The sequence below is a fragment of the Flavobacterium chungangensis genome, assembly GCF_042654045.1.
GTDB lineage: Bacteria > Bacteroidota > Bacteroidia > Flavobacteriales > Flavobacteriaceae > Flavobacterium > Flavobacterium chungangensis.
The window spans coordinates 123,867-148,493 of record NZ_JBHSFY010000002.1; the positions used below are offsets into that span (position 1 = coordinate 123,867).

The following is a 24,627-nucleotide window of genomic DNA, read 5'->3' on the forward strand; positions in this document are numbered from 1 at the left end:
ATGATCGAGGTTAAATATTTTGGAGCTGTTGCTGAAAAAACAAAATGTGAATTCGAAAAATTATCTTTTTCGGAAGAATTATCATTACAGCAATTATTACAGGATTTAAACGAGAAATATGAGTTTGAATCACTGACTTTTAGCGTTGCTGTAAATCAGAAAATAGTTTCCAAAACTTCAGATTTTACTTTACAGACCAGTGATATTGTAGCATTATTGCCACCATTTGCCGGAGGATAAAACGAAACCTATGAGCGAAACTTCACGATATAACAGACAAATGATACTTCCTGAGATAGGAGATATTGGCCAGTACAAATTGCTGAAAGCTAAAGTTCTGGTTATTGGTGCTGGAGGTTTAGGAGCCGCAATTCTGCCTTATTTGGCAGGTGCAGGAGTAGGGGGAATCGGAATTGTTGACGATGATTGTATCGAAATTTCGAACCTTCATAGACAAGTAATTTACAAAAGTTTGGCGGTTGGAAAGGGAAAAGCGGCTGAAGCGAAAGCGATGATTTTAGAACTGAATCCGCTTATTAAAGTAAATGTTTTTGCAGAGAAATTGTCTGGAAAAAATGCACTTTTCTTATTTGAAAAATACGATATTATTGTTGATGCAACAGATAATATTGCAATTAAATATTTAATTAATGATGCTTGCCTCGCAACCAATAAGCCAATGGTTTATGGATCTATTTTTAGATTTCAGGGACAAGTTTCAGTTTTCAATTATCAAAATGGTCCAACCTATAGATGTTTGTATCCAGATGAAAATAAGAGTGCTTTAAATTGCGAAGATGCTGGTGTAATAGGAGTTTCGGTTGGAATTATCGGAATGTTTCAAGCCAATGAAGTCATAAAAATGATTCTTGGAGTTGGAGAAGTTTTGAGCGGAAAGATTCTAGTTTATAATGTTTTGAAAAATGAGCAACAGAAATATGATTTCGAAAAAAGCTCAGAATTAGAAATGAGCAAAGAAGATTTCAAACATAAATACAATTCATCTGAAAATCAAATAGAAGAAATAAAATTTGAACTTCTTTTAAATGAAATAGAAAATGATGAGGTTCTTTTTTTAGATGTTCGAAATGTAGATGAAGAACCTAAAATAAATTTGAAAAACAGTCTTCAGATTCCGTTGGTGAATCTAGAAAACGAAATTAAAAAACTGAATTCAAATCAAACTATTTACGTTTTTTGCCAATCTGGAATCAGAAGTAAAATAGCAGTTGAATTGCTTCAAAAACATCAATTTAAAAATATAAAAAGCATTGCTGGTGGTGCTTTAGCGATGAAACAATTATTAGAAACGGAGATAAATTTATAGGCCACAGATTTTAAGGATTAAAAAGGATTATAAGTTAGCATGTCACCCTGAGCGAAGTCGAAGGGAGTTCCAATTGGACGTGGGCTTCGACTTCGCTCAGCCTGACAAAAGAAAAAGAAAGAAATCCTTTTAATCTGTGTAATCTGTGGCAAAAAAAACATAAAAATGAGTAAAAATGTATTTGTAGAAGGACCAATTGCTCCTGAATTTATAGCGGAATCAATCGCTAAACATCAATCAAAACATACGATTGGAGCGCATAATATTTTTCTAGGGCAAGTCCGTGCCGATGTTATTCACGACAATACGGTTGTAGCAATCGATTATTCGGCGTATACAGACATGGCGAATGAAGCTTTGTACGCAATTCGAGAAAAAGCTTTTGCTAAATTCGATTTAACCTGCATGCACATTTACCACAGTTTAGGCGTTGTAAAAGCGGGCGAAATCTGTCTATTTGTTTTTGTTTCGGCAACACGTCGCAAGCAAGTTTATGAAGCAACAGAAGCCATTGTAAATTGGATTAAAACCGATGTTCCGATTTTTGGCAAAGAAATGTTTGAAAACGATACATTCACTTGGAAACAAAATACCTAAGAAATTATAATGGTAGATATTACGCATAAAATAAGCACTTTAAGAGTCGCAACAGCAACCGCAATTGTAAAAGTCAGCAAGCAAGAAACAATTGATGCTGTTGTCAACAATTTAGTGCCAAAAGGGAACGTGTTTGAAATGGCAAAAACGGCTGGACTGTTTGCGGTAAAAAACACCCATTTGTCTATTCCAGATTGTCATCCGCTTCCAATTGAATTTACTTCTGTAGAATACAATATCGAAGGTCTAGACATTCATATCATTTTTAAAGTAAAAACTGTTTACAAAACGGGAGTTGAGGTTGAAGCCATGCACGGCGCGTCAATTGTGGCATTGACAATGTACGATATGCTAAAACCAATTGACAAGGAAATCGAAATTTCGACTATCAAATTAATTAATAAAGAAGGCGGAAAATCGTCTTTCAAAAATAAATTTCCGAATGTAATTAAAGCGGCAGTTTTCGTTTGTTCCGATTCGATTTTTGCAGGCGATAAAGAAGATCGTTCAGGAAAAACAATTGTAGAAAAACTGGATTCTTACGGAGTTGAAACTTCTCATTATGAAATCATTCCAGATGAATTAGATGTTATTCAGGAAAAAACAAAAGCTTTCGCTAAAGATAATCAGCTGGTCATTTTTACAGGCGGAACTGGATTATCTCCAAGAGATGTTACGCCAGAAGCTTTAGAACCATTATTAGAAAGTAGAATTCCAGGAATCGAAGAAGCCATTCGCAGTTACGGCCAGCAGAGAATGCCGTATGCAATGCTTTCTAGAAGTGTTGCGGGAACTTTGGGTAAAAGTCTAGTTTTGGCTTTGCCGGGTTCGACAAATGGCGTTAGAGAATCTATGGATGCTGTTTTTCCGCATGTAATGCACGTTTTTCATATTTTAAAAGGAAAAAATCATGACAGCCTCTAACACTATTTTGACGGATGGTTTTGGGCGCAAGCATAATTATCTGCGCATTTCGCTGCTGGAAAAATGCAACCTGCGTTGTACGTATTGCATGCCAGCGGATGGAATCGCATTATCTCCAAAAGCCAGTTTAATGACGGCCGATGAGATTTTTGCAATTGCCGAAACTTTCGTGAAAAATGGTGTTGACAAAATAAGATTAACAGGCGGTGAACCTTTGCTGAGAAAGGATTTTCCTGAAATTGTTTCTAAATTATCAGAGCTTGGCATTTCACTTTCCATGACAACAAACGGAATCTTAGTTGATCGCCATATTGATGTTTTAAAGCAGTTTAAAGTCAAAAAAATTAATTTGAGTTTAGATACTTTAGTTGCTTCTAAATTCGCTTCTATAACGCTTAGAAACCAGTTTGAGAAAGTAATTGATAATCTGCATTTGCTTTTAAATCATGATTTTCAGGTAAAAGTAAATGTGGTTTTGATGAAAGGTTTCAATGATAATGAAATTGTAGATTTTGTAAAACTGACTCAGTTTTTGCCTATTTCGGTTAGGTTTATTGAATTTATGCCTTTTGCAGGAAACGAATGGGACAGAAGCAAAATGGTTTCGCAACAAGAAATTCTATCTTTAGTTGGAACTCCATTTTCTTCAGAAGAAATTCTGAAATTAGAAGATGAAAAAAATTTCACTTCTAGAAATTATAAAATTAAAGGTTTCCAAGGCGATTTCGGAATCATCAGTTCGATTACAAATCCGTTTTGTGACAGCTGCAACCGCATCCGCTTGACGGCAGACGGAAAAATTAAAAACTGCCTTTTCTCTAATTCAGAAACCGATTTACTGACTGCTTTTAGAAATGGAGAATCGATTACCGAGTTAATTTCAGAATCCATTCAAAACAAAAAGAAAGTCCGCGCAGGAATGGTTACTATGGATGAAATGGACGATCCTAAAAAACACTTTGACAATCGCAGTATGATTGCGATTGGCGGGTATGAGTTTTAAGTTATGAGTTATGAGTGACTCATCGTTATAAGTCCTTCGACTTCGCTCAGGATGACAAAAATTTTGTCTGGCTGAGCGAAGTCGAAGCCTTTTCCGCCTAGTTTTATCATAGAAATCAGGATGACAAACTGGATGTGACATTGCTAATGAAAATAAAAAAAGGTTTAACTTTTTTAAAGTCAAACCTTTCTCAAAACTATTTTTTCTTTTTAGCTTTTGTTTTTTTCTGAGCTTTCGCTTTTTTATCAGCAACTTTCTTAGCTTTCGCTTTTTTAGCCTTTTCTTTTTTCTTTTCGGCTGCTTTTAGTTTTGCTTTTTTCTCTTTTTCTAATTTTTTGATATCAGCTTTAATCGCTTTTTCTCTTTTCTTTTCTTTCTCTTTTTTTGCTTTAAGTTTAGCTTTTAGCTTAGATTTTATGTCGTTTTTCTCCTTGCCAATTTTTTCAACAGTTACAACAGGTTTGCTTTCTGCAACGTCATTGGTTTTAATTTCTACAATCTCAGAAACGATAGGTTCTGTTTTTGCAGCTGTTGTTGCAGGTTTTTTCACAGTAGCTTTCGGTGCTATTTTAGAAGCTGCTCTTACAGGAGTTTTTGCTGCAGTTTTGACAGTCGCTGCAGGTGCTTTTGCCGCAGCTGTTCTTGTTGTAGCTGTTTTGGCAGTTGCTGGTTTTACTGCAGTTCTAGTAGTCCTTTTAATTGTTGTCTTAGTTTCTGGCTGTATTTCTGTAGTGCTTTCTACAGCTGTTTCTGCCGGAACATCGGTAGCTTTATCAGCAGAAGATTGTGTTGTTCTTTTTATCATAACTGTATTTTTTATTGAATAAATAGATCTTAACCAAGTGGTTTTAAAGCTTTTGAAGTATGGTGCTTTAACGTAAATTCTTAGTTAAGCTAAATATACGCAATTTTTGAATACAGAAATAGTAGAACTTATTAATTTTCAACTGTTTCCAAAATTCTAAAATTGCTTTTTGGCGCTTCACAAAGAGAACAGCAATACGTTTCTGGAATATTTTCAAACAAAAGACCTTTTGGAATTCCCTGAGTTTCATCTCCGTATTCTGAATTATAAAGCGTTAGGCATTCCTGGCATTGGTAAATATCCTGTTGTGGTTTTTCTTTTTTCTGTTGTTTTTCGGTGGTTTCAGATGTTGTGTTTCCTAGTTCTTCAAAATATTTTCGGCTTAATTCAATTAAAATAGTTGGCAGTTCGAGCTTATCTATATCTTGTGAATGCACAATATATTCGCGAGTATTTGGATCGAAATTCTTAGCGAACAATACATTATAAGTATCTCTGATTTTGATCGATTCTAAAGCTATAGGAAGTTCATTTTTTTCGATGACAATCGAAGTAAAATAATGCCCATCACGATTGTATTCTGAAATTCCGAAATTCAATCCATATGTACTGATATCAAATTGATCTAATGTTCTAACCAAAAAAGTTTTTAGATTTAAAGCCCATTCCATCGCAACGGGTAAGTGCCAATTCAATTCTAATAACGAATGGCGAACATTAATACCGCGTTTTCCTAAGAATTTTTCCCATTCTAGTTTTCGGTCTTTCGGGATTCCTTTGATTATGAAAGATTTCCAAGGCGTAATACAGATTTTTCCGATTTTGCATTCAAAACATAGATCGCACATTTCTTTCAGGAAATCCAAATCGTATAAATTATTTCTCCAATACAATCCCAGCCAGTATTGATCAATTCCCATTCTGTTCATTCCTTCGTAATACGGAAATGGGTAAAAGGGAATATTCAATGGTTTGTCAATTGTTCTGTTGTTGGTGTCTAAAGCTTCGCTAACCAAAGAGAAAAGCAGTTCGATATCAATTGCATCCTCCTCTGAAATTTTTTCGATTTCGTAATAAATTTTAGCCAAATCCCAGCTGTAAATCAAAACAGGATAAACTTCTATTTTTTCCCATTTTGGAAGACGAATGTATAAATACCAATAATCTTCATGCTCTGAAGCAATGAAATTCAAATGACCTGTAAACAAAGGAACCAATTGCTGCTTCGGATCGGTTATGTTGACTTTAAGTTTGGGTTGTTCTTTAAATTCTTCCAAAATATATAAAAATCTATTTCCAGTAAGCCAATTGGTATTTCTGAAAATGTCTGTCGAAACATAAGAAGAAACAATGTTATTACCGCTTTTTTGATCTGGAAAAACAAAATGATGTTTTCCTAAAGTGGTTTTATCCAAAGATTTAAATCCTTTCGGAAAAATAATATCTTGTCTAGAACCAAACGAAATCGAATCTAAACCTTCTTCCGAAGCGATGTTTACAACTTCCCTAAGTTCTCCTGGCGAAATAACGCCTCCTTTTACTATTAATCTTGTTAGTTCCATTTTTGTTTCTTTGTTTCAGGTTTTCTTTGTTTCAGGTTTCAAGTTGCTTTACTTTGAACATAAATTTTACCGCAAAGTTCGCAAAGGTTTTTCGCAAAGTTTCGCAAAGTTTTTTTATTTTATAATAAGTTGCCAAAGTTCACAAAGCTTTGGGTAAAGATTTTAGCGCATAGCTTTGCGAACTTTGCGTTTAGATCAACACAACATAACAAAAGCAACTAAACCTTGCACTTAGCCAATATTTCCTTTACTTCCGTTTTGCAGCTTCCACAACCTAAACCTGCTCCTGTGTTTTTGCATAAATCCGTAAAATCACTTACACCGCTTTTAATTGTTTCTTCGATGTTTCCAGCTCCAACTTGGCTACAGGAACAAACTAATTTTCCTAAAACTGGTTTTGCATTTGAGCTTCCTCTTAAAAGCGTATTTCGTTTGTCTGATAATTCGATTTTGCTTTCAATCATCGTTTTAAATTCGGCAAACTCGTTTTTATCGCCCATTAAAATCGCTCCAACCAAAAGATCATCTTTTACAATGCATTTTTTGTAATAACGTTTTTTCAAATCTGCAAAAACAATTTCTTCGTAGGAATCATCATTTTCTGGAATGTTAAGATCGCCAATACTGCAAAGATTAATGTCTTCTAGTTTTAGAATATTCATTAAAATCGAGCCTTTGTAATAACTGCTAATATCGCCAGCAAGGAAATTTGCTAGAATGTCAGCTTGTTCTTCGGCGGCAGAAGTGATTCCGAACAGTTTATTATCAAATTCTGCTATTTCTCCAATCGCAAAAATATCAGGATTTGAAGTTTGTAAATACTGATTGACCTTTACGCCGCGTCCGCAGGCTAAACCGCTTTCACGAGCAATTTCGATATTTGGGATTGTTCCAATCGTGTACACAATTGCATTTGCCGTAATGATTTTTCCGCTCTTTAAAGCAATTTCAATTTCATTTGGATTATCGGTTTCAAAAACGGTGCTAACTTCATTATCAAAATAAATCTGAATGTCACGAAGCTGAACTTCTTCGGCCAATAATTTGCTTGAAATTCGGTCCAACTGACGCTCCATCAAACGAGAAGCGCGCTGAATAATTGTAGTTTTTACTTTTTTATGCTTTAAAGCCGCGGCTAATTCTAATCCTAATAGTCCGCCTCCAATAATTACTACATGTTGTTCTTCGGGCGGAAGATTGGTGCTGTCTAAGTGTTTTTTCAAACGGTCGGCATCTTCTTTTCTTCTAACGGTAAAGCGTCCAGGAAGATGAAGCTGTGCATTTTCTGGAACGAAAGGACGGCTTCCAGTTGCCATAATCAACGAATCGAAAGTGTGAATTTCGCCTTGACTATCTATAATTGTTTTTTGTTTTGGATCTAATTTTTCAATTGCCACGCCAGCTTTCATGGTAATTTTCAGTTTATTGAAAGCTTCGCCATCTTTAACTTTTAAAAGCTGTTCCCAAGTAAATTCTCCCGTCATATATTCGGGAAGTAAAACACGATTGTAAAACGGATTTACTTCATTCGAAAAAACAATAATTTCATCGGTTGAATTGAATTCACGATAGTTTTGAATGAATCGGAAAGAAGCCGCTCCAGCGCCAACAATTGCAATTTTCTGAAATGGTTTTACGTATTTTTTAATCGAAACGGTTGTGAATTTAAAATCAGGTTCTTTTGAAACTGGATCGACAACAGTATTCGTTAAATTGTTGGTTCTATTTAAATCATTTTCAAGCTGTTTTCCCCAATGCATTGGCAGAAAAACGACCTTTTCTTTGATCGAATCAGTCACTTTTGCTTTTACGCGAACTTCTCCATTTTTGCTTGAAACCACAACAATATCCCCATTTTTAATATCATTTTTAAAAGCATCAATCGGATTTATTTCTAAAACTGGACTTGGAATATGCGTTAATAATCTCGATACTTTCCCTGTTTTAGTCATCGTATGCCATTGATCGCGAATTCTTCCAGTTGTCAAAATAAAAGGGAATTCATCGTTAGGTTGTACCGAAGTATTTTCGATTGAAACGGGAAGATTAAAAATCGCTTTTCCTGAAGGCGTATAGAATTTTTTATCGGTAAATAATCGTGGAGTTCCCGGATGATTATAATCTGGAACGGGCCACTGAAAAGTTCCTTCGTTTTTTAAACGATTGTAATTCAAAAATGAAATATCAATATTAGTGTTTTTAGTAAGCGCACAATGTTCTTTGTATACTTCTTCGGCACTGTTGAAATTGAATCCGTTGAAATTCATTTTTTTTGCAAAGCGAATTAAGATTTCAATGTCTGGAAGTGCCTCTCCAGGCGCATTGATTCCTTTTGGCAGATACGAAATACGGCGCTCCGAATTGGTCATTGTTCCTTCTTTTTCTAACCAGCCCGCAGCAGGCAATAATAAATCGGCAAATTTGGCTGTATCAGCATTATGCGAAATATCTTGAACAACTACGAATTTTGCATTTTTAAGAGCTTTTTCGGCTCTTCTAGAATCGGGTAAACTCACTAATGGATTGGTGCAGATAATCCAAACGGCTTTCATTTTTCCAGATTCTAAGGCTTCAAACATTTCTGTTGCTGTTAAACCCGGTTTGTCCGAAATCTCGTCAACGCCCCAAAAATCAGCTACTTCTTTACGATGTGTTGGGTTTGCAATGTCTTTGTGTGCAGCCAAAAGTGTTGCCATTCCGCCAACCTCTCTTCCGCCCATTGCGTTGGGCTGACCTGTTAATGAAAATGGCCCAGAACCTGGTTTTCCAACTTGTCCAGTTAACAAAGATAAATTCAGCAATGCCGTATTTTTATCAACGCCAACAGCACTTTGGTTTAATCCCATTGCCCAAAGCGAAATAAAACCTTTTGCTTTTCCTATAATATCGGCGGCAAGTTTAATGTCGTTTACAGAAATTCCGCAAAGTTTTGAAGCTTTTTCAAGAGAAGTTCCTAAAACAAGGTCTTTATATTGTTTGAAATTTTCGGCGTGATTTTTAACGAAATCATGATCGACGTGACCTTTTTCGATAATGCGTTTGGCAATGGCATGATATAAAATAATATCTGAGCCTGGAATAATCTGCAAATGTAAATCGGCAAAAGCAGCCGTATCGGTTCTTCTAGGATCGATACAAATTATTTTGGTTTTCGGATTTTTCTCTTTGTGTTTTTCTAATCTTCTAAAAAGAATAGGGTGGCACCAAGCAGGATTTGCTCCTGTAATTAAAAAAGTGTCCGCCAGCTCAATATCATCGTAAGCAATTGGAACAGAATCTTCTCCAAAAGTTTTTTTATAACCCACAACAGCAGAACTCATACAAAGTCTAGAATTGGTGTCAATATTGTTGGTTTTTAGAAACCCTTTTACAAGTTTATTGACTAAGTAATATTCCTCAGTTAGACATTGTCCAGAAATATAAAATCCAACGCTATCTGGTCCGTGTTTTTTTATAATAGAAGAAAAAACAGCAGCAGCGCGGTTAAGAGCGGTATCCCAACTGACGCGTTCCAGCGGATAGGATTTACTTCCTCGCATTTCTGGATACAAAATTCTGTCAGAGGTATCATTAACTACGTAGTGCAAGTTCATCCCTTTAGAACATAACATTCCTTTGTTTACAGGATGATCTTTGTCGCCTTCTACCATTACTCCATTTTTTGCATCGTTGGTCACAATTATACCACAGCCAACGCCACAGTAGGAACAGGTAGTTTTGATCTTCGTAGTTTGCATTAGAGTTCTATTTAGAGATACTATTTTTATTGATTGATCTGACTTTAGAAAAGTACTTACGCAAAAATAAGTATTTTTACGTATTAATACGTATTTTTTGGATTTATTTTTTTAATTTTGATGAAAATAAATGAGGAACAACAAATTAGTTTTTAATCTGTTAAAATTTAGGACTCATGAAAGAAGAGCAAACCGTTTGTTATTCCTGCGTCAATGAAAATTGTTTTATCAAGAAACATCTGCATTTAGAACAGATGGCAGGTTATGTTTCTAAAAAGCAAAGTATTACCTGTAAAAAAACAGATCAGTTTATTACAGAAGGTGCGCCGTTGCAAGGTCTTTATTTTATTTGCAAAGGAAAGGCTAAAACAGTAAAAACCGGAATTAATGGTCGTGAACAAATCGTTCGTTTAACCGCAAATGGAGACATTATTGGTTTCCGCGGATTTGGAACGAGTAAACGTTATTTAATTGGTGCTTATGCGCTGGAAGACACGGTTCTGTGTAACTTCAGCAACGAAACTATGCAGGAAATTTTACAGCAAGTTCCTGAATTTACCTATGCTTTAATGTTGTTTTATGCCGAAGAATTGAACAAAAGCGAAAACAATATCCGCAAGATTGCACACATGAATGTTCGCGAGCGTGTAATTGATTTGTTGCTTTATATTCATCGCAAATTCGGACAAACGAATGGTTTGATTGATATCGAGCTTTCGCGAAAAGAAATCGCCGATTTTGCAGGAACTACAGAAGAACAAGCAATACGTATTTTATCAAGCCTTAAAAAAGAAGCATTGATTAAAACGGAAGGAAAACGTGTTGGGATTTTAGAAGTTTCAGAGTTGAGATCTGAAATTATGGAGCATAAGTATTTTTAAGGTTCTACTCTTTATTCTGGCTATGCAGTGCAAGTTCCAAAAGTAGGACTCTATTGCGAACTCCTTTTTTATTTCGAATTGGATTATACAAACTAGAATTTTTAAGCATGGCAATTAATGTTACCTTTTCTTTTTCATCAAGCTCTTTTATGTTTTTATTAAAATAGAATTTGGAAGCAGCCTTTACACCAATGTTTTTATATCCAAAATCATAGTTTACTAAAACAAATTTGAGACACTCGTTTTGACTAAATTCTTGTTTTATTTTTAGCTCATAAAGTAATTTAGTAAGTGAATAGGCATGTCTGGATGGGCGAATGTTATTTGAGGCATCTCTGCAAGGGCAACTTGGTTCTTTTATCTTTTTGTAAATTTTGTTATGAATATCAATAAACGATGTAAAATCTTCTTTTTTAGCTTCGTTTAATTTATTTGTTAATAATACAAATTCTTTATTTCTGTAAAGAGGATTGAAATCGCTTAATAAATACAATATTAAAACTCCTAAAAAAACAATTATTCCAAGAAAGATTTTTAATGATTTTTTGAACATAAAAAATTAAATAAATTAGTTTACTTTTTTTCCATTTTCATAAATATAATTCAATTCTTTTCCAGTTTTTGATAAACAGAATTGTTTGCCATTTTTCTTTCCATCTTTATATTGACAGCTGTAGATTAATTTGCCTTCAGAATAATTTTCTTCTAAAATTTTATTTTCATTTTCGTCAAAGTAAGAGGAAGAATAAATGCTTCCATCAAAATCTAATTTGTCCTCTTTTTTCTTTTTAAAAAACGATTGATCATAATAATAAGTTTTTCTGCAAGGAATTCCTTTTTTACTTTTGTTATAGTATTCAGTGTAAAGTATTAGATATACATTTTTAAAATCATTTTTTGATAGTAAGATATTATTCGTCCATCGACGGTTTTCTATTGAACCTGAAAAAAGAGAATCATTACTGACTTTATAAACAAGTCCATCTTTAGAATAAATATCTTTTGAGGTAAGTTGTTGATTATCTTGAGCAAAACTTTGAATAGATAGGAATAGAAAGAGAAGTACTATTTTTTTTATCATAGTTTATTTTTTATTTTTTTTGCCAACAAATCGAATTACAGAGCCAGTTCCATTATGGAATAAGCCTTCGTTTAGTTCAATTTCTTTTTCTTCTAATTCAATTATTTCATAATTAGGGAAATCAGCTTTGATTTCTTCTAGTGAAAATAAAGATTCGATATCTTTTGGTCCGCCAACTTTTTCGTTTTTGGTAACGTATTCTAAATGCTTTTTACTGAAAGCTTCAAAAATGATAAAACCATCTTTTCGTAAAAGTTTGTCAAGTTGTTTATGAATTTCAGATTTTATGGTAGCTGGAAAATGTGCATAGATTAAAGCAATCGCATCAAATTGTCCCTCCTGAAAATCTAAAGTTTCCAGTTCGCCAACTTGATAATCAAGCGAAACATTATTGTTTTCTGCCAAACGAAGCGCTTTGTTTCTGCCTTCTTCGCTAATATCAAAAGCGGCAACTTCCCAGCCTAATTTCGCTGCGAAAATGGCATTTCTTCCTTCGCCTTCAGCAGGAAAAAGAATCGTCCCGGTTTTTAGTTTTTCAATTTGTTCTTTAAGGTAATTGTTGGGTTCTTCGCCGTATGCGAATTCTTCGGTTTTATAACGGTCGTCCCAACGTTGAGTCCAATTGTTCATGGTTTATATATTGAATTTAATTATTAAAGGTTTGTGGTCGCTATACAATGTCCAATCTTTGTAAGTGCCAACTTCAACGCTTTCTAAAACTTCCATAAAGTCATTAGAAACAAAACAATAATCAAGATGATACGGTTTATTTTCATGACGGTACAAGTACCAAGTTGGATGTTCTTCTTTGCCTTGAATCTGATTGAAGTATTTATGATAAGTGCTAAAAATATTCTTTTCGGCCAATTTATTTACAACTGCTGTATGATTTCCTTCTCGACGCGGTTTGTCCCAAATAGAATTGCTGTTGAAATCGCCAATTAGTATGGTTTTAGTTTCTTTGATTAAATCTTCGTAGTAATTAATTGCTTTCCAAATCTGAGTTACATAAGCGCCCTCTTTATCTGCAGGATTATTGGCCCAAATAGCAAATAGAGTAAAGTCAATTTTTCCGTCTGTTACAGCAATTGGAAGGATGTTTTTGAAAGTTGGATTATGACATCCTAACAATTCAAATTTATAATCTCCGAACGAAAAAACGCCAATTCCTTTATTAGGATTTGCGCCGTACCAAAGAATATCCGAAGGTAATTTTATGCCATCTGGAAATTTAAGTTTTTCAGGACTTTCACACTCAGAAATTACAGCAATATCAGGATTTAAAGCTTGAATATATTGAGCTTTTTTTCTGAATGCCATATTGCAGTTCCAAGCGATGAGTTTCATTATTGTTATGGATTTAAATTGATTTTATAATCCTATTTTTTGCTTTTTTTCAATTTCATTTTTCCATTGTTCTCTGTTCGTTACAACAAATTGTTCTTTTAAACCATTTTCGGTTCTTATTAATAATCCGTTGTTGACCATTCCTAAAGTTTTTTCAAATTCTATTAAAGTAACATCCTTTAAATTAATTATACATTCGTGTTTTTGTATAAAATTAAGGATGTTGGTTTGAAAGATTAGTTGATTATCTGTTAAGTATAGATTACCACCAACTGCAATTCCATTTAAGTAATGATTTGCTCTTCCAGAATAGATTATATTTTTTAATTCTTGAAAATTAATTTCTTTATTGTTTATGTGGGCAAACATCTTAAAATAAGATATTAATGTAATAAAAATAAACATAAAGACAGCAGTGAAAAGTATAACATTAAAATTATATTTTCCTTTATAACTAATATAAAGGGTTAAAAAAATACTTGTACTTAATCCTAATACTAACGAATATTTTAGTCTTTTCACAGTTTTTTGTTTTCAGATTGATTAATAAAGAAAAGTTTTTGTTGCTAACGAAAGTACAAATTATAGCATAATGTTGCTTTCATAATTTCGCCAAAAAAATACCCTTTTCCAAAACTGAAAAAGGGTAAGATATACTATATTTTAAGTAATACTTTTATGAGATTAGCCAACAAATTTAGTTTCGCCACTATTTACATCAATTTCAGCAAAATTATGTTTTCCGATCACGATAAGCAGTTTGTCTGAATTATAACTAACATATCTAATTTCAGGTTCTCCTTTTTTTGGTTTTCCGCAAACAGAAATTACATTGGTTTGCCATTTCAATTTGCTTCTTTTGTAAGCAGAAATGGTTTGTAAGTCATTTTCGACATAATAAACGATGTTGTTTTTCTTGATTCCTCTTTTTTGCGTTTTTGCAAAATTTATTTCAGAGTTTTTAGAAATTAAGGCATCATTGTACTTTTGAGCAATGCCTGTTTGTGTGACAATAAAAGTCACCAATGACAATTTTAGAAATGGTTTCATTAGGATAGAATTGGGGGTTCATAATCGCTTCAAATATAAATAATTAAAACAAATAATGAAGTTTTTGGGGATGAAAAAAAATCCCTTTTTCCGAAATGGGAAAAAGGGATTTTTTATGAGTTAATTTTAAAGAAAAATTATTTTTTCCAGCTAAAAATTTTAGGATCAACAGATACCATTAACCAAGCCCAATTATTAGTATGGCTTGTATCTCCACCTTTTACAAATTCCATTGTTTTAGATCCAAACATTTGAGAGTAACCTCCGGTTACAGTTATGTTTTTCTTGAAATTATATCCAAAAGTAGCATCAATCTCAGTTCCTAAATAAGAATCCATTTTTTCGTTGAGAGGAACATTCACTACATCAGCTGCAGCTAAAAATACGTGCGGAATCAAAGCAAATTGCCATTTGTTTACATTGTAGTTTAGTTTGATAAAGGCATCTTGTAAACCATAGCTATTGACATAATTTCCAACATAAAAATAATCCATATAGCCATTAAATCCGTGGTTGGTTCCAAAAAGCGGATTAAAAGATTTGATTACGTTGCTTTCGTCATTTGAAGATTTTCCAGATAAAAATTCGTAACCTAAATCTAGTTTAAAAGCTTCTGTTATATTATACCCTAAATTGGCAGCAGCATTCCAAGCACTCACTTGATGATCATTGCTTTTTCCAGTTTGTCCATATACCCAGAAACTGGTATCTAATTTGCTTTTTTTATAAGTCACATAAGGTCCAAAAGTTTGCTTGTAATCTACTAGAATTTTACCCTCTGCAGTATTTGGATTACGAGTATATTCATATCCTGTATTCAATGCTAAAAAGCTTGCGCCTAAATTTTCGTTAAATTGATTGTGGTACCAAGCATATTGCATGGTTTTGTACATATTAGGTACAGTATAAGCTGTTTGAACAAGATTTTCAGCATCTGAATTGTATGCACCTCCAAAATCTAATTTTTGACTTTCATTATGAAAAGAAACTATTAACGCGTCATGGCTTTGTCCTTGCTGTGCCCAATCCAATCCTCCAAGGATGCGCTGATTATCATAAGAAAGCACTTGACGTCCCATTCTGGCGCTCCATTTTTCAGTAAAATTATATTGTGCCCAAGCTTCGAAAACTGCTACTCCATTTTTATCGGAAGTAGTTGTCGTTGGTACATCTCCCCAAGTTCGGGTATTTTGTAAACTCAATTTTACGATTAAATCCTCTTGTTTGTAATTAATGCCTAAACGAGAGCGTTGTGAAATTTGCGATGTTCCTTCTTGGCCGTATTTCAACGGTTGTTTGAATCCGTTACGATATTCAAAACGTGGCCTAATTTGCAGATTTACATCTAATTCTTGAGCTTGGATTTCAAAACTTAATCCTACGATAAGTAATAAAATTAGTTTAAGTTTTTTCATAAAATTCTTGTATTTATATCGAAGGTAAATTTATAAGAAAATACGGTAGTAAACTATGATTAAGATCATGTTTCTAATTTTTTTTTAATCTAAGTCTAATATGCAGGCTCTAATTTTGCTTTACTTATTTTAACTTCTTTTTCCTTAGATAGTTGTGTAATAGTGTAATGCATCCAAACTAGACAGACAGTTGAGAAGATTAAAATAAAAATCCATGAGCTAGACCAGATTCCGGTTGCAGTTAATAAGTATCCGAAGATAATTGGTCCAAAGAATCCGCCTAAACCGCCAATCATTCCGACCATTCCACCCACAACACCAACTTCATTTGGGAAGTATTCTGGAATATGTTTGTAAACCGCTGCTTTTCCGATTCCCCAAGAAATTCCAATTAAAATTACTAAAATCAGAAACACCCACATATTAGCATCAAATTTAATAACGGTTACACCTTTTGCGATTAGTTCTTTTTTTGCTACACTTTGATTATGTGTTACTACAACATCTTGCCAGCTTGTAGAAGTGGGAAAAATAGCATTTTCATTACCATTGGCTGTTTTTTGCGCAATTGGATATTCTTTATCTCCAATTTTTACGGTTTTGTCACTGATTACGTTTACAACGCCTTTTTTTGCTGCTAAGATTCCAGGGCCAGAAGTTGTAATTTCCATTTTAGGAATCGACAATAAGGCACTCAAAATTACTGAAGAGCCCAAAACCCAATACATTACTTTTCTAGCACCGAATTTATCAGATAAATAACCTCCGAAAGCTCTGATTACTCCAGATGGTAAACTGAACATTGTTGCAAACAATCCTCCCATTACTAAACTGGTTTGGTACACGTTCATGAAATTTGGTAATAACCATTGAGAATAGGCAACAAAACATCCGAAAACTAAGAAGTAATAGGCTCCAAAGCGCCAAACTCTTTGTGATTTTAACGGGGTAAGCATTTGTGAAATAGTTTTGCCATTGCTTTCTATTTTCTTATTTTGAGCGAAAATTAAAAACGCAACCCCAATTACAACCAAGGAAATAGCGTAAATAATTGGAAGAAGTTTCCAGCCATTTTGTGGATCATCAATAGAGAAATGGTTTAACAGAGAAGGCGCTAAAAAAGTGGTAATTGCTGCGCCTGCATTTCCCATTCCGAATATTCCTAAAGCGCGTCCTTGCCATTCTTTTGGATACCAGATAGACGTGTAGCCAATTCCGACTGCAAAACTGGTTCCGACCATTCCGAAGAAGAAACTAAGTAGAGCAAACATGAAAAAACTGTCGGCGTAGGTAAGGAGGAATAACGGAATTGAGCTTAGAAGCAGTAAAAGCGAAAAAACATATTTTCCGCCAAATTTATCAGTTAAAATTCCGATTGGAAGTCGCATGATTGAACCTGTTAAAATTGGAATGCCCAAAAGCCATCCAACTTGTATAACATCCCAATGGAAAATTCCGTTATCGACTAAGAAGGTTACCAGAACCCCGTTTAATGTCCAGCAGGCAAAACACACTGTAAATGCCAATGTGTTCAAAAATAAAATTTTGTGTGATTGCGATAGTGAGTTTGTATTTTTCATAGCACTTATATTTTTATGTAAAAATAAGTACTATAACTTAGTTAAAACCTGCTAAAACGCAGTTTTTGAAAAATAATTACGTATTTATACGTATTTTTAAATTAAAGAATACTCAGCCGCTTTATTTGAAAGTTCCATTAGGTTTTTTACTTTCAGTTTTTTCATCAAGTTGAAACGGTGCACTTCGGCAGTTCTTTTACTGATGTCAAGCGCTTCAGCGATTTCTTTGTTTCCTTTTCCCGATAAAAGAAGCGTCAAGATTTCTTTTTCTCTTTTTGTTATCATCATTTCTTCACCCAAGGTTTGCTTAGGTTCTAAAGATGGCGATGAATTAGTGAGTTGGCTGATTAAAATGGAAGAAATATCACCGCTGAAATATTTGCCTCCACCAGCAACACTGTGTAAAGCTTTTAGGAATTCTTCTTTGCTCGAACCTTTCAGTAAATAACCGTCTGCGCCAGCTTTTATCGATTTCAACACATATTCTTCTGATTCATGCATAGAAAGCATGATTATTTTTACGTTGTTATTCTCGCTTCTAAGTTTTTCTACTACCTCGATACCAGTTAAGTTAGGCATACGAATATCTACTATAAGTAAATCTGGTTGCGTTGCGGCAACTACTTCCAGAGCATCTGCACCATCGATTGCTTCTCCTACAACCTCGATGTTTGCTTCATTTTCCAGTAAGGATTTGATTCCGTCTCTAACAAAAACATGGTCATCTGCCAGTACTACTCGAATGATATTGCTCATAGTTTACTTAATTTTGATTCTCTATTTTTACGTATATTCATCTAAAAAGAAGATGCTAATATACGTACTTTTTTTATTTAAATTTCCAAATTTTTGAAATTCCAAACTCCAACATTAAAAAATCATTAGAAAATTAATTCCAATATCAAAATTCCAAATTCCAATTGTAAGCATTACTGTCAGGCTGAGCGGAGTCGAAGCCCGCGCAAAGAAATTCTACAATCTAAATCACTAATTTTTGCACGCAGATTCCGCAGATTTAAGCAGATTTTTTTGTTCTAAAACTGTTAAATGATTTTTAAATATTGTGGATTTAGATTAAGGAGTTTCTAGTATGATCCTTCGTTCCTCAGGAGGACAAAAAATGCTGGAAAGATCTTGTGTTAAACTTAAATCATCTTTTGAAAAACAACTGCCCGCGAGAGGGATAGGAGCAAGCTACCGAAGTAGCGCGGATAGCCCGACAGCATCCCGATAAGAGGGCTAATAAACACAAAGTAATTTTGGCCCTCTTATCGGGATGGTGGCTCGCCCAAATTAATGAGAAATGAGATGATTAGACAATGATTTTGTCGATTTACTTTGCGGTGGCTTCGACTTCGCTCAGCCTGACAAATGGAAGTTCGACGTTTAGGTAAATTATCTAATTATCAAATTGGCACATTGCCACATTATTTAAGAATCGGGATGTTGAACGTAATCCTCGTTCCTTCGCCTGGAATCGAGTTCATAAAAACACGCCCGTTAATATATTGGATTCTTTCTTTCATGAATAAAAGTCCCATTCCAGATTCGCTGTTGCGTTTTTTGTTGACTGAATTCACGTTGAAACCTTTTCCGTTATCGTCTACGATGATGCTTAAAAGTGTTTCGCTGTGCGAAAGCTGTACAATAATATGTGACGATTCGGCATATTTAATCGCGTTGTTGATCGCTTCCTGTGTGAGACGGTAAATGTTGATTTCGATTAGGGAATCTAAACGCTGGTCAAAATCGGTTTTGTTGTAAAAAAGGATTTCTTTTCCTGTCAGTTTTGAAAGTTCCTGTGTGAGTTTTGCTAAAGAAGAAACGATTCCGTGATCGCTTAATTCCGGTGGCATTAAGTTGAAAGTTGCCGTGCGGACACCTTTTATAATGTCAAGCGAAAGTTTCTTTAAATACTCAATTTTTTGTTCTGATTTTTCTCTGTCATCTAAATTGATGCTCTCTAAACTAAACTTTAGACCTGTAAGCATTTGTCCGATTCCGTCATGAATTTCTTTGGCGATTCGGTTTTGTTCGTTTTCCTGATTTTCAACAATTTTGCTTGAAATGATCTTTTGCTGATTGATTTTTTCAGTTGTATTTTCAAGGTTTAAGCGTTCTACTTCGCGCTGTGCTTTTTTACGTTCAGTGATATTGAAACAAACAATCAAAAGTTCTAGTTCGTCTTTTTTGATCATTACGGGAACCATCGACAAATCGAGCCAGATTTCTTTTTCGTCTTTATTTACAATTTTGATTTCGCCTTGCCAACCGCTACGCTGTTTTTCGAAAATTAAACGGTCAAAATTAACCTGTTCTTTTTCGTCTTCGGTTAGTACTTCAGAGAATTTTTTGTTAGATAAAAACTTAGTGTAATTAAGAAGTTTTGCGAATTTTTCTCCAATATGAATAATCGAGCCATCAGGTGAAATTCGGCAATAAAGCAAAGTATTTTCCATCGCATAATTGAGCGATTTTAACTCTTTTACCGAGTTTTCTTTGATTTCACTAATGATTTCGGTGTCGTATGCCAGTTTTAAAGCTTTCTTTTCAGAAGATAAAAGTTGGGCAATTAACCTTTCGATTTTCTTATTTGTTGGTTTGAAAATGAAGAAGAATTCTAGCAGAAGAACTAAAAGTGTAAAACCAAAAATCCAATATTCGATTCGGCGTTGTTCGGTTACTTTTTCGTGCGCTTCAAGATCGTATTGGGTTACAATTTGATTCATTTTTGAAAGGAAAACGCCTTCGTTTTCTAAAATAATCTGAACCAATTTTTGATTTTCAGAAGCCGATTTTTTCTGTTGCAGATTTAACAAAAAAGAATCTGTAGTTTGCGCAATTTTATTGAAAATCGGATTGATTTCAAGATATAATTTAGAAAGTGTTTCTGATTTTTCTTTTGGAAAAGCTAAACTGTCACTGCCGTTTTTCAGTGCGTTTTGGTTCTTTTTCCAAATTTCTAGAACTTCTTTTAAATGCGAAGTTTTTTTGGCTGTAGCCGAATCAGAAACGTAATGTAAGATCAGAACTTCTTTTACAATTTTCTGGCTTAGCATTCTTTGTTTACCAGAAAAATTGATAATCTTAGAATCGCTTAACTGCTGATTCAGATTGTATTGTACTAAAAACTGACTTATAATTATAGTTAAGGCAATAGTAAGAAGCGCAAAAAAATACAGACGGCGTAAATTTTTGAAAGTGATTTTTTCTGCTGCTTCCTGATTGCTTTTTTTCATATCTTTTTTACAATCCTAAAGAAGCTTTTATTAGGTTTAAATTTTCTTCAGAATAATTGATTTTTAAAGCTTCCTGATGCCCTTTGTCCGACATTTTATCCCAAGTTTTCTTGATGATATTTTTTAGCTTTTCTTCATCATGTTTGTGAACAAAAGGTTCTAAATAATATTCTAAAAATACCAAACAAATTACATCTTCTAGCAATTGGGTTTCGGCATCTTTTTTAAGTAGTTTTTTTTCAATTAAGAAAGAAACACGATCGATGAAAGTCTGATCATATCCAGCTTTTTCAAGAATTTCAGCAGTGGTTTTTGCGTGGAATTTCTTCAGTTCTTCTCTCCATTTTAAATAACCCACGCGATCCATTGGGTAGGATTCTCGGGCCACTTTCCATCGGCAGATGTGCTGTGCTTTTGATGCAATCTGGATTTCTTCTGATGCATTCGGTTCAAATTGCATCAGTTTTTCGTACATCCTGTTTGAATACAATAATTCTTTTGGATATTCGGCGTTTTGGTCTAATTCGATGTTTGGATCTTGTGCGTTTTCAGCATCAATCCATTCGCTTGCTTTTTGAAAAGGTGTAGTCATTTTTTGGTTTGATAATAGAATTTCAAAGATACGGAATTATGTTTTTTTTCGCCACGAATTTCACGAATTAGCACGAATTATTGTTTTTGTTTTTTTGCCACAGATTAAAGGATTTTTTGGATTTAATTTGGGGTTTATTTTTTTTCGCCACGAATTTCACGAATTAGCACGAATTATTGTTTTGGTTTTTTGCCACAGATTAAAAGATTTATTTAAAAAAATCCTTTAATCTTTGTGTATAATTTGAATTGTTTTCGCCACGAATTTCACGGATCTCCACGAATTAAATTAGTGTAATTTGTGAAATTCGTGGCGAAGAAAAAATCCTTTTAATCTGTGTAATCTGTGGCTATAATTAATCTACAAATCCAACAAAAACTTCGTTTTCAACAATCTTAATTGGATAAGTGGCAATGCTGTATTCTTCGCCGTTTAAATTTGAACCATCAACAAGTGAAAAAGTCTTTTTATGCATTGGGCAAGCGATTTTCGGAATATCCTCTGCAGATCCTGTCATTCCTCTTGAAAGCACCATTTCCATTTTGTGCGGACAAGCGTTTTGGCAAGCGTACCATTCGTTTCGGCGTGTAAAATTGAAAATGGCGATTTGTTTGTTTTTGTATTTAATGCATCCGCCTCGGTTGGTCGGGAAATCTTCTACTTTACCAGCTTTGAACCAAATTGTTGCATCGCTTGCGTGAACTGTTTCGTATTGATTTAAGATTTCTTCCATTTTGATTGAGTTTTTGTTTCCTGTTTCTTAGCCCTCTTTTTACAATCAAGAGAGATTTGATGGCGCAGTAAAAAAGAGGGTAAGAAGGACAGCAAACGTTAAATGATTTTTTTTTCTTTTTTTTGGAGCTTTATTGTGTTTTGCCACAAAGGCGCAAAGGCACTAAGTTTTTTCTTTAAGCTTTTGTAATTTGACTTTGCGACTTTGCGTCTTTGCGAGATTAAAACATTTTTTAAGACCAAGCTTTCGGCATTTTTTGATCTCTTAACGGAACAAAAGCAATATTGTCGTCTTTCTCGTCTGAGTTCACAAAATGATTGAAGCGTTTTAATAATCTTGGTTTTTCCAACACTTGTTTCCATTCGCACTCGAAAGTGTTTACCAAAGTCTGCATTTCAGCTTCAAGCGTTTCGCAGATTCCTAAACTGTCTTCGATGATTACTTGTTTTAGATAGTCTAAACCTCCGTCTAGTTTTTCTAACCAAGTTGAAGTTCTAATAAGCGGACCAGCAGTGCGTATGTAATACATTAAGAAACGATCCATATATTTGATTACGGTTTCTTTGTCGATTTTTTCAGCCAATAAAACGGCATGTTTTGGATTCGCTCCACCATTTCCTGCTATGTATAAATTCCATCCGCCTTCAACAGCGATTAATCCGAAATCTTTTCCGCGGGCTTCGGCGCATTCGCGAATGCAGGCAGAAACACCACCTTTTAATTTATGCGGAGAACGAATTCCTTTGTATCTGTTTTCCAATTCGATAGCAAATCCGGCGCTGTCGTCCATTCCGTAACGGCACCAAGCATTTCCAACACAGCTTTTTACAGCACGAAGCGATTTTCCGTAGGCGTGACCGCTTTCAAAACCATTTTCAATTAAGATTTTCCAGATTTTTGGCAAATCACTTAAATGTGCTCCGAATAAATCAACTCTTTGAGCTCCCGTAATTTTAGTGTACAAATCGAATTGTTTTGCCACTTCGCCAATTACAATTAGTTTTTCGGCTGTAATTTCGCCTCCTGCAACTCTCGGAACTACAGAATACGTTCCGTTTCTTTGAATATTGGCTAGAAATCTATCATTTGTATCTTGAGTAGTAACGTGTTTGTTCGCAGTATCATTATAAATACTAGAGAAAATTGAAGCAACAACAGGTTTGCAAATTTCACAACCGTCACCTTTTCCGTGATGATCCAGAACGTCATAGAAATTTTCGTATTTATTGATTTTTACCAAATCGAACAATTCCTGACGTGTGTAACTGAAATGCTCGCAGATAACTTCTTTTACTTCTTTTCCTAAAGATTTTTGAGTGGCTTTTACCAAATCAGAAACCATTGGTTTACAGCCTCCACAGCCAGAAGTTGCTTTGGTTGCCTTCACAACATCTGAAAGTGTAGCACAAGATTCGTCTAGAATTTTACAGCAAATAGCGCCTTTTGTTACGTTTTCGCAAGAACAGATTACAGCTGTATCTGGCAAATCCATTACGCTTCCTAAAGAAGAACCTTCTGAACCATCGCGAGAACCTAAAATCAAATCTTCTGGATTTTTAGGCAATACCATTTCGTTGATATAAATCTGAAATAGCGAATTGTAATCGCTAGAATCTCCAACTAAAATTCCACCTAATAATTTTTTAGAATCTTTGGTAACGTTGATTCTTTTATAAACGCCACTTAATTTATTTTCATAAATAATAGCTGTAACGTCATTATTTTCAATAAAAGGATCACCAAAACTCGCAACTTCAACACCAATTAATTTCAATTGTGTTGACATATCGATGGTTTCTCTCATGGTTTTATCGCCATTTAAGATTTGCTCTGCAGCTACATCTGCCATTTCGTAACCTGGAGCAACAAGCCCGTAAATGTTTTGATTGTACAATGCTGCTTCGCCAATCGCAAAAATAGAAGGATCTGATGTTCGCATTTGATTGTTTACCACAATTCCGCCTCGTACACCAACTTCAAGTCCTGAAACTCTTGCCAGTTCGTCGCGAGGTTTAATTCCGGCCGATATAACCAACATGTCTACTTTTAACAATTCCTCGTTTGCAAACATCATTCCTGTTATACTTTCCTTTCCGTCAATATATTGCGTTGCTTTGTTAAGATGAATTCCGATATTTAATTCTTCGATTTTTGATTGAAGCATATCACTTGCGCCTTGATCCAATTGTCTCGGCATCAAACGCGGTGCAAATTCCACCACATGCGGATTCAATCCTAAATCTCTAACGGCTTTTGCAGCTTCAAGTCCTAATAAACCGCCACCTAAAACGGCTGCTTCGGTTGCGCCTTTTTGTTTTATTTTTTTGGCGTAAGCCATAATGGCGTCTAAATCTTCGATGGTTCTGTAGACAAAAACACCTTCTTTTTCTACACCTTCAATTGGTGGTACAAAAGCCGAAGAACCTGTTGCTAAAACTAAGTAGTCGTACGTATGTGTTTTATTTAAGTGTGTATGAATAGTTTTTGCATCACGATTAATATCTGTAATTAGTTCAGATGTATTTAGAATAATGTTGTTTTCAGCATACCATTGGCTTGTTGAAAGTGATAGATCGTCTGCTGTCTTTCCTCCAAAGTACTCGCTTAAGTGAACGCGATCGTAGGCGCGTCGTGGTTCTTCTCCAAATACTGTGATTTGATACTTTTCCTGTCCTGATTTTGCAACAAACTTTTCGCAAAATTTATAACCAACCATGCCGTTTCCAACTACTATTACTCTAATCATGATTTCTT

Annotated in this window: 22 protein-coding genes; 6 read left to right on the forward strand and 16 right to left on the reverse strand. The window is 34.4% G+C overall.

Annotation, left to right across the window (positions count from 1 at the left end; translation table 11 throughout):
• The 5 genes from ACFO3N_RS03655 to moaA all read left to right on the forward strand — a co-directional run bounded on the left by ACFO3N_RS03655 (position 1) and on the right by moaA (position 3,851).
• Complete coding sequence (locus tag ACFO3N_RS03655; protein ID WP_379795281.1) at positions 1-240, forward strand: MoaD/ThiS family protein; 240 nt, start codon at positions 1-3, stop codon at positions 238-240.
• Positions 241-250: 10 nt separating this feature from the next.
• Positions 251-1,327, forward strand: coding sequence for a ThiF family adenylyltransferase (locus tag ACFO3N_RS03660; RefSeq protein ID WP_379795282.1), 1,077 nt, complete (start codon positions 251-253; stop codon positions 1,325-1,327).
• Positions 1,328-1,492: 165 nt separating this feature from the next.
• On the forward strand, positions 1,493-1,924 hold the full coding sequence (locus ACFO3N_RS03665) for a molybdenum cofactor biosynthesis protein MoaE (protein ID WP_035648088.1): 432 nt from the start codon (positions 1,493-1,495) through the stop codon (positions 1,922-1,924).
• Between the two features lie 9 nt (positions 1,925-1,933).
• A complete protein-coding gene (moaCB, locus tag ACFO3N_RS03670; RefSeq protein ID WP_379795283.1) occupies positions 1,934-2,848 on the forward strand; it encodes a bifunctional molybdenum cofactor biosynthesis protein MoaC/MoaB in 915 nt (304 codons plus the stop codon).
• Complete coding sequence (moaA, locus tag ACFO3N_RS03675; protein ID WP_379795284.1) at positions 2,835-3,851, forward strand: GTP 3',8-cyclase MoaA; 1,017 nt, start codon at positions 2,835-2,837, stop codon at positions 3,849-3,851. Before moaCB ends, moaA begins: the two co-directional genes overlap by 14 nt.
• A gap of 196 nt (positions 3,852-4,047) precedes the next feature.
• On the opposite strand, the gene ACFO3N_RS03680 is transcribed toward moaA, so the two are convergent.
• The 3 genes from ACFO3N_RS03680 to ACFO3N_RS03690 all read right to left on the reverse strand — a co-directional run bounded on the left by ACFO3N_RS03680 (position 4,048) and on the right by ACFO3N_RS03690 (position 9,955).
• Positions 4,048-4,656, reverse strand: a complete 609-nt coding sequence (locus ACFO3N_RS03680; protein WP_379795285.1) for a hypothetical protein — start codon at positions 4,654-4,656, stop codon at positions 4,048-4,050.
• 131 nt (positions 4,657-4,787) lie between these two features.
• Entirely contained in the window at positions 4,788-6,218 is a 1,431-nt protein-coding gene (locus tag ACFO3N_RS03685) for a rubredoxin (RefSeq protein WP_379795286.1), read from the reverse strand.
• A gap of 218 nt (positions 6,219-6,436) precedes the next feature.
• Positions 6,437-9,955 carry a molybdopterin-dependent oxidoreductase gene (locus ACFO3N_RS03690; protein WP_379795287.1) on the reverse strand — a complete coding sequence of 1,173 codons (3,519 nt, stop codon included), beginning with the start codon at positions 9,953-9,955 and terminating at the stop codon, positions 6,437-6,439.
• 176 nt (positions 9,956-10,131) lie between these two features.
• On the opposite strand from ACFO3N_RS03690, the gene ACFO3N_RS03695 reads away from it, so the two are divergent.
• Positions 10,132-10,836, forward strand: a complete 705-nt coding sequence (locus ACFO3N_RS03695; RefSeq protein ID WP_379795289.1) for a Crp/Fnr family transcriptional regulator — start codon at positions 10,132-10,134, stop codon at positions 10,834-10,836.
• Between the two features lie 4 nt (positions 10,837-10,840).
• On the opposite strand, the gene ACFO3N_RS03700 is transcribed toward ACFO3N_RS03695, so the two are convergent.
• The 13 genes from ACFO3N_RS03700 to nirB form a co-directional block, all read right to left on the reverse strand.
• Positions 10,841-11,389, reverse strand: coding sequence for a transglycosylase domain-containing protein (locus ACFO3N_RS03700; RefSeq protein WP_379795291.1), 549 nt, complete (start codon positions 11,387-11,389; stop codon positions 10,841-10,843).
• A gap of 15 nt (positions 11,390-11,404) precedes the next feature.
• Positions 11,405-11,917, reverse strand: coding sequence for a hypothetical protein (locus tag ACFO3N_RS03705; protein ID WP_379795293.1), 513 nt, complete (start codon positions 11,915-11,917; stop codon positions 11,405-11,407).
• Between the two features lie 3 nt (positions 11,918-11,920).
• Entirely contained in the window at positions 11,921-12,547 is a 627-nt protein-coding gene (locus ACFO3N_RS03710; RefSeq protein ID WP_379795295.1) for a class I SAM-dependent methyltransferase, read from the reverse strand.
• Between the two features lie 3 nt (positions 12,548-12,550).
• Positions 12,551-13,264 carry an exonuclease/endonuclease/phosphatase family protein gene (locus ACFO3N_RS03715; protein ID WP_379795297.1) on the reverse strand — a complete coding sequence of 238 codons (714 nt, stop codon included), beginning with the start codon at positions 13,262-13,264 and terminating at the stop codon, positions 12,551-12,553.
• A gap of 24 nt (positions 13,265-13,288) precedes the next feature.
• On the reverse strand, positions 13,289-13,786 hold the full coding sequence (locus ACFO3N_RS03720) for a GRAM domain-containing protein (RefSeq protein WP_379795299.1): 498 nt from the start codon (positions 13,784-13,786) through the stop codon (positions 13,289-13,291).
• Positions 13,787-13,948: 162 nt separating this feature from the next.
• Positions 13,949-14,314 (reverse strand): hypothetical protein, encoded by a 366-nt coding sequence (locus ACFO3N_RS03725; protein ID WP_379795301.1) that lies wholly within the window; start codon positions 14,312-14,314, stop codon positions 13,949-13,951.
• Positions 14,315-14,451: 137 nt separating this feature from the next.
• Complete coding sequence (locus ACFO3N_RS03730) at positions 14,452-15,729, reverse strand: alginate export family protein (RefSeq protein WP_379795303.1); 1,278 nt, start codon at positions 15,727-15,729, stop codon at positions 14,452-14,454.
• A gap of 95 nt (positions 15,730-15,824) precedes the next feature.
• Positions 15,825-17,309 carry an MFS transporter gene (locus ACFO3N_RS03735; protein WP_379795305.1) on the reverse strand — a complete coding sequence of 495 codons (1,485 nt, stop codon included), beginning with the start codon at positions 17,307-17,309 and terminating at the stop codon, positions 15,825-15,827.
• Positions 17,310-17,405: 96 nt separating this feature from the next.
• Entirely contained in the window at positions 17,406-18,065 is a 660-nt protein-coding gene (locus tag ACFO3N_RS03740) for a response regulator (protein WP_379795307.1), read from the reverse strand.
• A gap of 671 nt (positions 18,066-18,736) precedes the next feature.
• Positions 18,737-20,548, reverse strand: a complete 1,812-nt coding sequence (locus ACFO3N_RS03745; protein ID WP_379795309.1) for a PAS domain-containing sensor histidine kinase — start codon at positions 20,546-20,548, stop codon at positions 18,737-18,739.
• 7 nt (positions 20,549-20,555) lie between these two features.
• Positions 20,556-21,140: a DUF4202 domain-containing protein gene (locus ACFO3N_RS03750; protein ID WP_379795311.1), complete on the reverse strand. Its 585-nt coding sequence runs from the start codon at positions 21,138-21,140 to the stop codon at positions 20,556-20,558.
• A gap of 355 nt (positions 21,141-21,495) precedes the next feature.
• Complete coding sequence (gene nirD / locus ACFO3N_RS03755) at positions 21,496-21,873, reverse strand: nitrite reductase small subunit NirD (RefSeq protein ID WP_379795313.1); 378 nt, start codon at positions 21,871-21,873, stop codon at positions 21,496-21,498.
• Positions 21,874-22,105: 232 nt separating this feature from the next.
• Positions 22,106-24,619: a nitrite reductase large subunit NirB gene (gene nirB / locus ACFO3N_RS03760; RefSeq protein ID WP_379795315.1), complete on the reverse strand. Its 2,514-nt coding sequence runs from the start codon at positions 24,617-24,619 to the stop codon at positions 22,106-22,108.
• Positions 24,620-24,627: the final 8 nt, after the last annotated feature.